A 13,248-nucleotide genomic window follows, 5' to 3' on the forward strand; every position below is an offset into this window, starting at 1 on the left:
GATGGAATGAAGGCGCAGGTGAGGATCACGAGGCCCACAAGCCCAAAGGGCTCCCTCCACTCTCATTCTGAGATTGGGGTCTGCCCTAAGGATCAGGCGGCAAGCGCGGGGAGGACCGACGAGGCTCTCGACACCGGGACGAACAGCCGCGTGCGGTAGCGGATGATCTCGGTGAAGCAGCCCTTGTTCTTGTACCAGTCGAGCCGATCGGGGGAGAAGCCGATCAGTTCAAGGCGCTGTTCGCCGCCGACCAGCGAGCGTTTCACGGTGAGTGGATCATGGCTAGCAAGGCCCAGCGGTTTGCCGCTGGCAATCACAAGCGCGCCGATCTGTTCTGCCGATGGTCCGGTAACCCCGGATAGACCAAAGGTATCGGCGATCGCAGCGAGATCGATATCGAGCACTTCGCGACCGATGATCGACTGACCATCTTCGGCAACGAGCCGGGTGACCCGAACATGATCGCCTGGGAGGCGCTTCCAGACCGGAAGCAGAAGTCCGGTAGCGAAATGGACTCGCTCAGTGACCGGTGATTTGGCCGCCTCTTCTTCCTCGGCCCGCCAGGCGCTGGTGAACGCAGAGACGCCAATTTCCTCCCAGTGGCTCTCAGCGAGTGCCTCAAGGGTCCAGTTCGCGGACTTGAGCGGGCGCAGCAGGCGCCTGCGTTCAATCACGGCCCCGTCGTCGGCGATGAGGCGACGGGCTGGAACCGACAGCGCGACCTTGCCTGACCGCATATTGCGCATCGGGATCGCGTGCCGACTGCCGATCTCGTGCATCCGCACCAGGCGCTGCAATTGCAGAGGCCGAAGGTGCCTCGTCACTTCGAGCGAGACGAGGCGGGTCTCGGCTCGGGTCACGGGATCGGTGCGCAGGAGTTCATCTGCCAGGACCGTAAAATGATCGACCCTCACGGTTTCCAGTCCCTGGTCGAGCGTTCCGGCCTCGCGCGCAGCTTCGATCCGCGCTTCGACAAGTCCGAGATACTCCTCGAAGATCGCGTTCTGGAGCGCGATCGGCAGCGCAAGAATGCGGTTGAGCCAGCGTTGGATCGTGGGGAGATTGTCGGTCAGTCCACCATCTGGACTTTCGAGCCGGAGGCCCGTTCGCTCGACGAAGTTGCCGAATGTGGTGGCTTCGAGCCTGCCGTCATAAAGCAGCTGGAACCATCGGGTGAGCGCGTCGCGCGCATAGTCGCTTTCGAGATTGTCTGCCGGGTCGAACAGGTTTTGTCCGCCGGTCTGGCGCTGGCCGCGCGTCAGCGCGCCTAATGCGTCGAGCCTTCGCGCAATGGTCGATATGAACCGGCGCTCGCCCTTCACGTCGGTGGTTACCGGCCGGAACAGCGGAGCCGAGGCCTGGTTGGTGCGGTTGGTACGACCGAGACCCTGGATAGCGTTGTCGGCGCGCCAGCCCGGCTCGAGCAGGAAATGGACCCGGCGTTGCTGGTTCCGGCAGCCGAGGTCGGCATGGTAGGAACGCCCCGTACCGCCCGCATCCGAGAAGACCAGGATGCGCTTGGTCCCTTCCATGAAGCTTTGGGCTTCGGCGACATTGGCGCTGGGGCTACGCCGTTCGAGGCGCTGCTCACCATCGCGGCCCAGGACAAGCCTGCGGGTCCGGCCCGTGACTTCGGCCACGGCGTCGGTTCCGAAATGTTCGATAATCGCATCGAGCGCAGTGGCGATGGGCGGCAGTGCGCAAAGCTGTTCGATCAGCGCATCGCGCGCAGCAATTGCGCGCGGGCAGAAAACGGGATTGCCCTCTCCGTCGCTCATCGCCTCGGAGCGAAGATTGCCGTCCTCGTCGGCGAAGACCTGCATCAATCGTATCGGGAAGCTCTTCGTAAGGTAGTCGATGACGTATTCACGCGGGGACAGATCGATATCGAGAGCTTCGCGTTCTTCCACGGTAAGGTCGGCAAGGCGCCGGTCGAGCATGGCCTCGGCGGTCGAGACCAGCTGCACGACAACCGAATGCTCTTCGCCAAGCGCTACTTCCATCGCGGGGATCAGGCTCGGCAATTTCATCGAAAGCAGGAGCTGGGCAAAGAAGCGCTGCTTGGTGCCTTCGAAGATCGATAGCGCCGCAGTCTTGGCATTGCGGTTGAGCGTGTCGCCGCTGTCCTCGTCGACCACGCGGGTTGCTTCGAGCGCCGCTTCGAGGTTGCGGTGGATGATCGCCCAGGCATCAGCATAGGCATCGTAGATCCGTACCTGTGCTTCGGTCAGGCTATGTTCGAGGATGTCGTACTCGACCCCGGCGAAGGACAGCGCACGGGCAAGATAGAGGCCCTGGGCCTTGAGATCACGGGCGACGAGCTCCATCGCCGCGACGCCGCCAGCGCGGATCTCGGTCATGAATGCCTCGTGGGTCGGAAAAGCGGTCTCGGGTCCCCAAAGGCCGAGGCGGGAAGTGTAACCGAGGTTGGCAATATCCGAAGCGCCAGTGGCAGAAGCATAGAGCACGCGGGCGCGCGGGAGATGGTTCTGCAGCCTGAGGCCCGCCATCCCTTGTTCGGAGCCCTTGGCCTTGCCGCGGATTGAAGAGCCCCCGAGCGCATTGGCCATGGCGTGGGCTTCGTCGAAAGCGATCACGCCATCGAAATCCTCGCCCGCCCAGGCAAGGATCTGGTCGAGCCGCGTATCGTCGGCGCGCCCCGAGCGCAGCGTCGGGTAGGTGACGAAGAGAATGCCTTCGGACATCGTGACGGGCTGGCCGAGTTTCCAGCGCGAGAGCGGCTGGAGATCGAGCGGCAGCCCGCCAAGCGCTTCCCAGTCGCGGCGTGCATCTTCGAGCAGCGCCTCGTTCTTGGTGATCCAGACATGGCGGCGCTCGCCTGCGAGCCAGCGATCCATGATGACTGCGGCGATCTGTCGTCCCTTGCCCGCTCCGGTTCCGTCGCCGAGGAAGAAGCCCTGTCGGTAGGCGTGCCCATTCCCCGACAATTCGAGCGAGGTGCCTTCCTGGCTGACCTTGAAGCGCCCCGGGAGATCGCGTGCGAATGCCTGGGCAGCATAGACCAGTGTCTCGCATTGCGCTTCGGACAAGAGGCCATTGGCCTGCCAATTTGCGGGGAGACGCGGGCTAACGTTCGGCTGCGGAGCCGCAACCGACCCCATGGCGACCGATTCCACGAGTGGGGTGGGATGAACCGGCGCGCCTTCGAAAGCGATTCGGCTTGGCCGGTAAGGTAGGTAGATGCCTGTCTGTTCGGGCACCGGCGCGGGTTCGGCGAGGACCGAATAGGTGAGGTCGATCGCATTCGCTGCGGCTTTTGATGTCGCTGCGAAAGGCGCCAACGGCCGGACCGGCGTGCGTTGGTTCGAAGTCTTGCCAACGAGGCGCAATGGTTTTCCGACTGGCAGGCGATGGAGGTTGGCGGATATATTCGCCCTTGGCGAAAGCTTCGTGACAAGCGCGTGGAGCGCGATCAGGTCGCAGGTATCCCCGTTGATTGCGGGCGAAGACGCAGTCGGCGTCTTGTCGATGACGACCAGGCGAACGGCAATCCCCGTCCCTGTCCGGCGAAACATCTGCTGCAAGCGAACATGGAGGAGCAGCGACGCTTCTTGCTGTGACTTGGCGAAAGTGGAAGCATCGAAGCCTTCGGGCATGATGGCGACTATCCTTGCGCCACTGGCCGCGGCCCGGATTGCACTACGAAGGTGGCGCTGCGCCGTCTCGCCATCCTTGCCGCGTTCTTGGCTACGCGCGAACGGCGGATTCATCAGGACGACCGACGGAATGGGGCCGCGATGCAGGTCGGCGATCAGTTCCCCGTCATGCGCAGTGATCGTGGCCGAAGGGAAGATGTGGGCCAGACCATCTCGTCTTGCCGGATCGATCTCGTTGAGGAGCAGCGAAGCATTCTGGAGGGAGCTCCAGAGAGCGAGGGCGCCATTGCCGGCGGATGGTTCGAGGAGTGTGTCTTGCGCGCATAAAGCTGCAGCCTTCGCCATCAGCCAAGCCAGCATCGGCGGGGTCGAGAACTGCTGGAGCTCGACCTGTGTTTCGCTGCGCACATGCCGCGGCGGCAAGGCTGCTTCGAGCCAGTCGAGCCGCGCGTCGGCTTCGTGCACGCTTGTTGCCAGATCGATGCATGAGGACTCCCTAAGCCAGAGCAGTGCGCCGATCTCGACCGCGTTGTTGTAGTCATCGATGGTCCAGGCGCTTCCCCAGTCCGGGGTGCCGGTCTCTTCGGCGAACAGCCCGGAAATGTCGGCACGGGTAAGATGCCGTCCCGAAGCGAGTAGTTCGGCAACTCGGGTGCCGATAGCGTAGGCCAAAGGCATTGACGGCAACTGCTCGCCGGTGGGAAACAGGTCTGATTGAAACATGGCAATTCGTCCTCCTGATGAAGGCATCGGGACACGCCCTCTGCCGGATCAGGAATTCGAGAATCCCTCTCTCCTCTACGGCGCCGCCTTGCGGCGCAGCCATGCCGTGAGTTCGTCGTTCCAATCGGTGTCGCGTGATGACGGTTTGCGGACATGTACCGTGCGTCCATCGCAAGCATAGGCGGACAGGCCACGCGACGCAGCCAGCTCGCCGCCAGCGTCGTGATCGACGAAGAGATGAAGCTCGGTCACGCTCTCGGGCACACTGACGAGGCCGAAGCGCTCATTCCCGAGGGTCGCCCAGACGGGGACACCGGTGAGAGCATAAGCCGACATTGCGCTTTCAATGCCTTCAGCAAGGCCGAGCTTGCCAGAGGCCGGAGCGAAGAGGCGGACAGCAGATTCACCGAGCGCGCCAAGCGCGCGTTTCGGCTTGTCGAAAGCGGCCTTGGTATTGCCCGAAAGGAACGTGCGATGGACGGCGACCGGCCCCTCGTCGAGGCTGACTGCCGCGATCAGGGCGGGCAAAAAGCGGGTCCGTCCTTTTGGACCAAGCGGCGTTCGTGGATGGAAGCGGAGCGCTGGAGATGCGGCGAGGATGCCGCGGCTCTCAAGATATTCCTTTGCCGGACTGGCACGCAGTGGCTGTGCATCGCGCCAGATCCTCAGCGCTGCCGCCGAGGGTTTGCGGGTGCTGGTCGGTTCGGGGCCGTTGGTGGTCGCAGAAGCTGAAAAAAGCGCCGGTGCCTCGAATCCTTCACGCGCCAATGCAGACAACACGCTCTGCTGATCGCATCCCGCAAAGCAATGGAAGAGGATGGCCTGTCGGCCGAGCGACACACCGAGTGACGGCGTGCGATCATCATGCGCAGGGCAGCAGGCCATGCCCTTGGTGCCGGACCACTTGCCGCCCCGGCTTTCGCAGATCTTGCGGGCGGTGTCCTCAAGCGAGGTACGTGACAGGGTTGAATTCGAAACGGGCATACCGGCTCCATCGCCTCACAATTGCCCCTCCAACCGACCCTCTCTCCTCTCGGATAAGCACGCAAAAAAGCGTTTTCCTACACCTATTTGTTCTATTTATGTTCTCTTGCAGATCGAGGCAAGGTGAAAGGTTATGCGATGCGAATGTATCTGGTGGCCTGCGGTTGCGGTGCGCTAGCGATTGCGATAGCGATAGCGATTTCCGGGTCTGCGCGGGCGCGGGAGTTTCAAGTCTTCGACCATGACCTCAGCAAAGTTGAGGTTACAACCGACAAAGGTCTTGGCTTTAACCCGACTGCAATCGACTTGGCCAAACCAGAAGGCGGCAAGGCTTATATCGATAGAAGCTTCAAGGAAGCTTTGTACGAGCCACTCATCCGGCAAGCTGAAGCGCGATACCAATTACCGCCTCGACTGCTTCAGGCCCTGATTTGGCAGGAATCGCGGTTCAACCCGATGGCGATCAGTCCGGCTGGCGCCGCTGGTCTCGCTCAACTGATGCCGGGAACGGCAAGAGAACTCGGTGTCAGCAATCGCCACGATCCGGCTCAGAACATCGACGGTGGCGCGCGGTATCTGAAGCAGATGCTAGAGCGCTTTGGTGCGATCCATCTCGCGCTGGCCGCCTACAACGCTGGACCCGGCGCCGTGTCGCGAGCCGGCGGGATACCGAAAAATCGGGAAACGCCTGGATATGTGAAGAGCGTTATCGACCGATGGATGGCATACAGCTCGATATGACTACGAATCGGAAAAGGATCAGCGGACGGCTCGAGCATCTTCCTCGGGGAGCTGCAATTGTAACCGATGCCGGTGATCACTGGGTTCTTGAAGACTATGAACCCTCAAACGATGACTTCGGATTTGAAGTTACCGCAGAGGGTATTGTCGTCGGGTTCGACCGGCTTCGCGTCGAATGGCTTGGTCAGGTGTCCGCTTAGGAGCAGGTCAAGCGGCCCTCAAGACCGCAATGTTTTGCGGCTTGCCGCCGATGGAGTCGAGGAAGTCTGCCCAATCCTGCAACATTGCACGCCGAGGAGCGAGATATTCGGCAGCATTGTATGCTCCGCGAACTTCGTTTTCTTCGCTGTGTGCCAATTGCAGTTCGACCCAGTCTTCATGATATCGACGGATCCACATCGGGGGATCGCCGACCTCGACAAGCTGCTCATTCGCCCAGGTGCTCGCCAGACCCCTGAAGCCGTGAACAGTTTGCCGCCCGTGGTAACCGAGCCGATAGAGGCCATAGATCATCGTATTCTCTGAGAGCGGCATCTTGGGCTTCTGGCCTGGAAAGACGTATTTACCTTCGGACTTGCTGATCAAATCCTGAGCAAGAGAAGCGGCTTGTCGCGACAGTGGCACGATATGCTCGCGGCCCATTTTCATCCGGTCAGCGCCAATGCGCCATACTGGTGAAGGTCCACCCATATCTTCGAACTCGTGCTTCTTGGCGAATCGAAGCTCCTTCGTCCGCACCCATGTAAGAAGAGCGAAATTCAATGCTGCCCGGGTAATCTCGGAGCGTCTCTCACCCTCTTCTTGATATTGCCCGATCTTAATCATCAGCTCGGGTAGCTGCGCGAGAGGTAGCTTCGCCATATGCTTGACCCGAGGCCGTGGCTTCAGTGCCCCGCGAAGATGCGCAGTAGGGTCGGAATCACAAAGGCCGCTGGCAATAGCGAACTGGAACACCTGTCCAATACATTGCTTTGCCCGCCGACTGATGTCGAGCGCGCCGCGCTCTTCGATTTTCCGAATGACCTTTAGCACTTCTGGTGGAGTGATCTCATGCATCATGAGCTCGCCCAAGTCAGGAAACACATCCTGGTCCATGCGTGACCAGACACGCTTCGCATGCGCGGGATCGAGACTACTTGCTCTGTTCTGATGCCACATGGTGGCGATCGCCCTGAAGGTCTTGGCCTCTTCGAAGTCCCGACCCGGTTTGTGGACCATCGGGTCCCTGCCCTCAGCCAGCACACCTTTGGCAACTTTCTTGAGTTCTCTTGCTGCCGCTATTCCTACTTCGGGATAGGCGCCGAAAGAAAGCAGCTTCTCCTTACCGTGGTAACGGTATTTCAGCCGCCAGAGCTTCGAGCCGTTCTTTTGAACAAGGAGGAATAGACCCTCCCCATCCGCAAGCTTGTATGGGCGCTCTGCCGCCTTCGCTTTTTTGATCTGAATCTCACTCAAGGCCATTGGGGGTATCGCTCCTTTTCGCTACCCCCGGAAAATACCCCCAAAATACCCCCACACCAAATCCGGCTTCAAGCGAATGCAAGCGCACGCAAGCGGACGCGAATCGCTCACATCATTCTGTTTTAATTGAATTTTGCGGATGCATGCGGCCCCAAGCGAACCCATGCGGATTCGAGAATGGTAGCGGAGGAGGGACTTGAACCCCCGACACGCGGATTATGATTCCGCTGCTCTAACCACCTGAGCTACTCCGCCCCATTCGGGCTTCCGAGTCGATTATGACGACAGGGATTCGCATGGGCTTTGCCCTCAGCGAGCGGCGCATTTAGGGCGCGCCTTCGCGATGGTCAACCGTTGTTACGCCAACCTACGCTTGCAGCATTACGGGCGGGCGCTACCGCGGAACGGAATCGTCTTCACCGTCTCCCACGGCCCGCCAAGATATCGGTGCAATTCCAGAGCCGGGAAGTGGAACCTGCGAGGTTCGATTATCGAAGCCAGGTCGGCTTGAAGTGATTGCGCCTCTTTCCTCGTCACTTTGTTCTGGATCGTGATGTGCGGACGCGGCTCGTGCAAATCCTGGTCGGTCAGGCTGCCGTGAAAATGCTCGGCAATCATCGCCCTAAGGGCCAGTAACTCCGGCGATTCCAGTCGGATTGCGGTGCCCTTCCCCAGATCCATCAGGCCAGTGATCCGCGCTTCTGGCGGGGCGTACTCGCGCGCAATCTGGGGCAGGAAATCCCTCAGTTCATCAAGCAGGGAGGGCGCAAAAGCGTGAAACATCGTGACATGCGCGTGAAGGTGGTTCCGTTCTGGCGGAAAGTGCTTTCGCCGCAGGGCATCGGCCCAGCCGTGAATGTTTGGCGGCAGTTTGGCGGTGACGATGAAAGGTTGAGGCATAGCGCCGACTACATCTCGCCTCTTTCCCGGCGAAGGGCGTACCATTTTGCGACCGCCGCGTTGTGGGCATCGAGCGTTTCGTTGAACTCATGCCCGCCGGTACCGTCTGCGACCATGTACACATAATCATGCTCTTCTGGGTTCAGGACAGCGGCGATGCTCTCGCGTCCCGGATTTGTAATGGGGCCTTCCGGCAGACCCACGCGGGTGTAGGTGTTGTAATCGTTGACGGCATCGATTTCGGATCGCCGGATACGGCGGCCTAGCGGCTTGCCCTTGGTAATCGGATAGATGATCGTCGGGTCAGCCTGAAGCATGATGCCGCGCTTTACGCGGTTGGAGTAGAGGCCTGCGACGGTTCTGCGCTCGGAAGCTGTTCCTGTCTCTTTCTCGACGATCGAGGCGAGGATCAGAGCGTCACGCGGATTATCGACTGCAATGTCTGGTGCGCGCTCCGCCCACGCTTTGGTAAGAAACGCATCCATGGCTGATCGCATCTGTTCGATGATCTCTGCGCGGTCCTGACCGCGCTCGAAGGCATAGGTGTCGGGCAAAACAGAACCTTCTGCCGGGACAGCGATTTCTCCCGTCAACAGTTCCTCTTCCATCAGTTTTTCCCAAACGAGGATTGACGGCATACCTTCGGGAATGGTGACGAACCGGCGGATCACGTCGCCGTTCTGGAACGCGGCGAGGATATCGCCCTGGTCCATTTCAGGGGTCAGCTCGAATTCGCCCGCCTGAATTGGCTCAGCGGAACCGAACAGCCGCGCGCGCAGCAGAAAGCCGTCTCCGGAGGAGATCAGCCCCTCTTCTTCAAGCTTGTAGGCGACCTTTCCGAGCGAGGACCCGGCCGGGATCGTGAACGGTGTCTCTTTTTCGATCGTCGCGTCGCCAAGATACGAATTGGCGAGGATCAATCCCACCGCCGCCAGCATGAAAAGGCTCACGACGAACAGACCGAGGCGTTTCACCGGATCAATCGACCTTTTGCATGATCAGCGAGGCATTGGTCCCGCCAAATCCGAAACTGTTGTTGAGCACGGCGCGCACTTCGCGCTTTTTCGCCTTGAGAGGGACGAGATCGATACCTTCAGTGCCGTCGTCCGGGTTGTGAAGGTTGAGTGTTGGCGGGACGATCCCGTCACGCATCGCGAGGATACAGAACACCGCCTCAACTGCGCCAGCCCCGCCGAGAAGGTGGCCGATAGCCGACTTGGTCGAGCTCATGGATGCACCGCTAAGATCGTCGCCCAGCACGCGCTTGACCGCTGCGAGTTCGATCGTGTCCGCCATCGTGCTGGTGCCATGCGCATTGACATAATCGATATCTCCCGGCCCCAGGCCAGCTTTTTTCAGAGCCATCCTCATTGCGAGTTCGGCACCCTTGCCCTCCGGATGAGGAGCGGTGACATGATAGGCATCTCCCGACAGGCCATAGCCAGTGACTTCGGCATAAATGGTCGCCCCGCGCGCCTTGGCTCGCTCGTATTCCTCAAGCACGACAACACCTGCGCCTTCACCCATCACGAAGCCTTCGCGGTCCTTGTCATACGGTCGGCTCGCCTCGGTCGGGCGGTCGTTGTAACCGGTGTTGAGCGCGCGCGCCTGGGCAAAACCTGCAATGCCCAGAGGGTTTACTGTGCTTTCCGCGCCGCCAGCGAGCATAACGTCGGCATCGTCCATCGCGATCATGCGCGCGGCATCACCGATCGAATGCGCGCCGGTTGAGCAAGCCGTTACGACGGCATGGTTCGGGCCCATGAACCCGTATTTGATCTGCACTTGGCCGGTGACGAGGTTGATCAAGCGGCCATGCACAAAATGCGGGCTGACACGGCCCGGGCCGCGCTCATGCAAATTGACACTTTCGATCTCGATACCCGGGAGTCCGCCAATGCCAGCCCCAATTGAGCAGCCGGTGCGCTCCTTTTCGGCGTCGGTCATATCGGTTAGGCCCGCATCTTCCAGAGCCTGTCCAGCAGCATCAATGCCGTAGACGATGAAGGGGTCTACCTGCCGCTGTACCTTGTGATCGACGCGTTTATCAGGATCGAACCCCCAGAGGTGATCCTTGCCCTTCACTTCGCAGGCGATCGTTGCCTTCTGCCCTTCGGGATCGAAACGCGTGATCTGCCCGGCACCGCTTTCACCAGCGATAAGATTCTGCCAACTGGTTTCGACATCACCGCCAAGAGGGGTCACCAGACCCAATCCGGTTACGACAACACGGCGCATTCAAATCTCCAATTGCATTCCGGCCAATCGCCGGTTGGGTGTCCTACGGGCAAATCGCAATGGCCCTGAAACACTACAGGCCCGGGACCCTCTGCTAAGAGGGCACGGGCCTGTCGGTCAGACGCCCGCGAATGCGGGCGAACTGAGGGCGATTAGCCCTTATGTTCTTCGATATATTTGGTGGCATCGCCGACCGTGCTGATCTTCTCAGCTGCATCGTCGGGGATTTCAACGCCGAACTCTTCTTCGAACGCCATAACCAGTTCCACGATGTCGAGGCTGTCTGCGCCAAGATCGTCGATGAAGCTTGCTTCTTGAGTTACTTTATCGCCTTCAACACCCAGGTGCTCGACGACAATTTTCTGCACGCGGTCGGCAGTATCGCTCATGTGTGTCCCTCTTGTATTGGGGTTAGAATATCAAAAAGTGCCCTAAAGGCCGGTTCGATAGAGCGCAAGTGTAGATCACAAAAGCCCCCGTTCCCGCGCTTTTCACCCGAACAGCGAACGGGCCGATGTCAGCTCGATATCGCTGCGCAGCATCAAGGCGCGCTCGATCATGTATTTATGCCATGCGCCGAAGATCACAAGGGCTTTGAGGCCTTGGCCACTGATCCTGTCGAGCGCATCCTCGATCAAATCGGTGTGCGCACGGTTGATCCGCGTCCACCCACCCGGCCCAAGATCAGGGTCGAAATAGACCTGATATGGTGTCTGCGCCCGCTGGACCAGAACGTCATATTCGGGTGTATGAATGAACTTGGGGTCTTGCCCGCTTCCATTGATCGATTGCGAATACTGTTCCCTCGCCGCCTGGTGCTCCGTCCATTGCGAAGCGCGTGCGGGGTCGTTTTCAATTCTTGTCAACGCGGCCGACCGGTTGGCGGCCAGCTCGCGCGTCCAACCGGCGGTTCCGGCGATGGTGAAGTCCATCTCGCGCGAAAGGGGGAACACGACATCGGTCAGTTCGGGAAATACCCGGGTGCGCTCTTCGGTGACCTCGCCGGTTTCGGCAAAACTCTTGCGGGCTTCCTCGATCCGGTCGGGAGGTATCTCGCTAAGGACGATATCAGGCTCGAACCTCTCCACAGCTTTGCGCAAGACCTCCAGCGAATACTGACGGCTGTCGCGGTGCGTCCCGTGGATGGCGCCGATAACGGAAACGGATGTGAGGGTGTCCGTCGCCGCTTCATCGAAGCTGCAACTGGCAAGGGTCTGAGAGGCGGCGCTTGCCCCGGTTGCAGCGGCGAGGCTGCCGAGCATCGCGCTGCGGCGGGTGGTTTTCATATCGATCCGATCGCCTTTTAGACTTCGACAAAGTGCAGTGTGCGATCCGAGGCGGCTTATATCAAGCCTTTGGCAGCCAGCTGCCATTCACCGCGTTTGCGGTTCTCGATGCGGCGCAGCCCAGTTTGCGGATAATTCCTGCCAGGATCGGCAATCAACGCCCGTTCATAATATGCAGCGGCTTGATCCAGCCGATCTTCTGCCTCTTCGCATAGTCCGATATTAAACAGGACCGAGACATGGCGGGGATTGCCATCCTCCAATTGCCGAAACAGCAGGCATGCGCCGAAGGGGTCGTTCTTGGTCAGGCGTAATGCTTGCTTGAAGACACGGCGATCCTGTTTGGACAGACCCTTGCGCCGCTCCAGTAGGCGCGGATCGGAACGTTTGAATTCAGGCAACAGATCGCGGCGCACACTCTCAGCATAACGCGCGGCGAGTGCACCGATCATGGCATCTGGATCGGGAGAACTGTCCCCGTCACGGCAATAAGTCTGTGCGCTCGTTAGAACCGCGCTGTCATCGTATACGCGCGTGCCATCGGCCTGTATGATCGCGACGTGGGCATCGTAAGCCACTGTCATTTCACGGCAGGGAATCTCGACCTCTTCGTGCTCAATGCATTTGTTCTCACCATCGCGGCGGATGCATTCTTCGACCGTCCTTGGCGCGGCGTGTACATCATTGATCCTTGAAAACGCCGCTCCCTGCAGCACCGCGTCAGGCGTTTCGCGGCGTCGATCGGTGACCTCGATGAAGGGCACTCCGTCGCCGCTCGTTGCGGCCGAATCAATGACGTAAATCCTGTCGCGGGCAGCGAGAGCCGCCGGGATGACCCGAAAGAACGGCGCGTCGGCAATGATCGGCTGAATCAAAAAGCCGGTCACGCTCTCCTGCAGTCCATAGCCCCAATCGCCGGCAAAAGGTTCGGCCACGAGCACCTCGATTTCGGCAGGGATATCGGCTTGGGCGCCATAAAATCCCTCGACAGACAGAGTTTCGGCGAACGCGGGACCACCGATGACCAAGACCAAAGTTGATAGGAAAGCGCGCAACATCGCGCAAAAGCTGACTGACGTGGAATAAGGCATGACGCACCCCTGCTTGCCATGTCGAACCTGTCGCGGGTCCACTTTATACCGGGTGAACGCGCGGTAAATCAAAGAGAAATCCGGTGATCTGCATCCCTGAGCACGACTCGTCGCGGCTGGTGACCGCTTCAGCGAACCATCGGAACAATTATGTACGATGAGCCGTTAAGTCATTGAAACCGCAATGCAAAAGGCTTGCGGATCATT

11 protein-coding genes and 1 tRNA gene are annotated in these 13,248 nt (G+C 59.9%); 2 read left to right on the forward strand and 10 right to left on the reverse strand.

Annotation, left to right across the window (positions count from 1 at the left end):
• Positions 1-92: 92 nt before the first annotated feature.
• Together KCG45_RS14870 and KCG45_RS14875 are read right to left on the reverse strand one after the other, a co-directional pair.
• The gene (locus tag KCG45_RS14870; RefSeq protein ID WP_218317988.1) at positions 93-4,340 is read right to left on the reverse strand and encodes a strawberry notch-like NTP hydrolase domain-containing protein; all 4,248 of its coding nucleotides are present in this window, start codon (positions 4,338-4,340) and stop codon (positions 93-95) included.
• 75 nt (positions 4,341-4,415) lie between these two features.
• Positions 4,416-5,324 (reverse strand): DUF7146 domain-containing protein, encoded by a 909-nt coding sequence (locus KCG45_RS14875; protein ID WP_011413771.1) that lies wholly within the window; start codon positions 5,322-5,324, stop codon positions 4,416-4,418.
• 144 nt (positions 5,325-5,468) lie between these two features.
• Here KCG45_RS14875 and KCG45_RS14880 point away from each other — a divergent pair, with 144 nt between their 5' ends.
• On the forward strand, positions 5,469-6,065 hold the full coding sequence (locus KCG45_RS14880) for a lytic transglycosylase domain-containing protein (protein ID WP_011413770.1): 597 nt from the start codon (positions 5,469-5,471) through the stop codon (positions 6,063-6,065).
• Positions 6,062-6,265 (forward strand): DUF5818 domain-containing protein, encoded by a 204-nt coding sequence (locus KCG45_RS14885; RefSeq protein WP_081432275.1) that lies wholly within the window; start codon positions 6,062-6,064, stop codon positions 6,263-6,265. Before KCG45_RS14880 ends, KCG45_RS14885 begins: the two co-directional genes overlap by 4 nt.
• A 7-nt stretch (positions 6,266-6,272) precedes the next feature.
• On the opposite strand, the gene KCG45_RS14890 is transcribed toward KCG45_RS14885, so the two are convergent.
• From KCG45_RS14890 to KCG45_RS14925, 8 genes are all read right to left on the reverse strand, one after another.
• Positions 6,273-7,526, reverse strand: coding sequence for a tyrosine-type recombinase/integrase (locus tag KCG45_RS14890; RefSeq protein ID WP_011413769.1), 1,254 nt, complete (start codon positions 7,524-7,526; stop codon positions 6,273-6,275).
• Between the two features lie 178 nt (positions 7,527-7,704).
• Positions 7,705-7,781, reverse strand: a tRNA-Met gene (locus KCG45_RS14895).
• A gap of 126 nt (positions 7,782-7,907) precedes the next feature.
• Positions 7,908-8,426, reverse strand: a complete 519-nt coding sequence (locus tag KCG45_RS14900; RefSeq protein ID WP_218317989.1) for a 2'-5' RNA ligase family protein — start codon at positions 8,424-8,426, stop codon at positions 7,908-7,910.
• An 8-nt stretch (positions 8,427-8,434) separates the two neighbouring features.
• Positions 8,435-9,400 carry an endolytic transglycosylase MltG gene (gene mltG / locus KCG45_RS14905; RefSeq protein WP_369410802.1) on the reverse strand — a complete coding sequence of 322 codons (966 nt, stop codon included), beginning with the start codon at positions 9,398-9,400 and terminating at the stop codon, positions 8,435-8,437.
• Between the two features lie 4 nt (positions 9,401-9,404).
• Positions 9,405-10,664 carry a beta-ketoacyl-ACP synthase II gene (gene fabF / locus KCG45_RS14910; RefSeq protein ID WP_218317990.1) on the reverse strand — a complete coding sequence of 420 codons (1,260 nt, stop codon included), beginning with the start codon at positions 10,662-10,664 and terminating at the stop codon, positions 9,405-9,407.
• A 152-nt stretch (positions 10,665-10,816) separates the two neighbouring features.
• Positions 10,817-11,053 carry an acyl carrier protein gene (locus KCG45_RS14915; RefSeq protein ID WP_160779455.1) on the reverse strand — a complete coding sequence of 79 codons (237 nt, stop codon included), beginning with the start codon at positions 11,051-11,053 and terminating at the stop codon, positions 10,817-10,819.
• Between the two features lie 102 nt (positions 11,054-11,155).
• Positions 11,156-11,950, reverse strand: coding sequence for a hypothetical protein (locus tag KCG45_RS14920; protein ID WP_218317991.1), 795 nt, complete (start codon positions 11,948-11,950; stop codon positions 11,156-11,158).
• A 56-nt stretch (positions 11,951-12,006) separates the two neighbouring features.
• Positions 12,007-13,041 carry a hypothetical protein gene (locus tag KCG45_RS14925; RefSeq protein WP_218317992.1) on the reverse strand — a complete coding sequence of 345 codons (1,035 nt, stop codon included), beginning with the start codon at positions 13,039-13,041 and terminating at the stop codon, positions 12,007-12,009.
• Positions 13,042-13,248 lie beyond the last annotated feature (207 nt).

The sequence above is a fragment of the Erythrobacter ani genome, from assembly GCF_019204025.1.
GTDB classification, from domain to species: domain Bacteria; phylum Pseudomonadota; class Alphaproteobacteria; order Sphingomonadales; family Sphingomonadaceae; genus Erythrobacter; species Erythrobacter ani.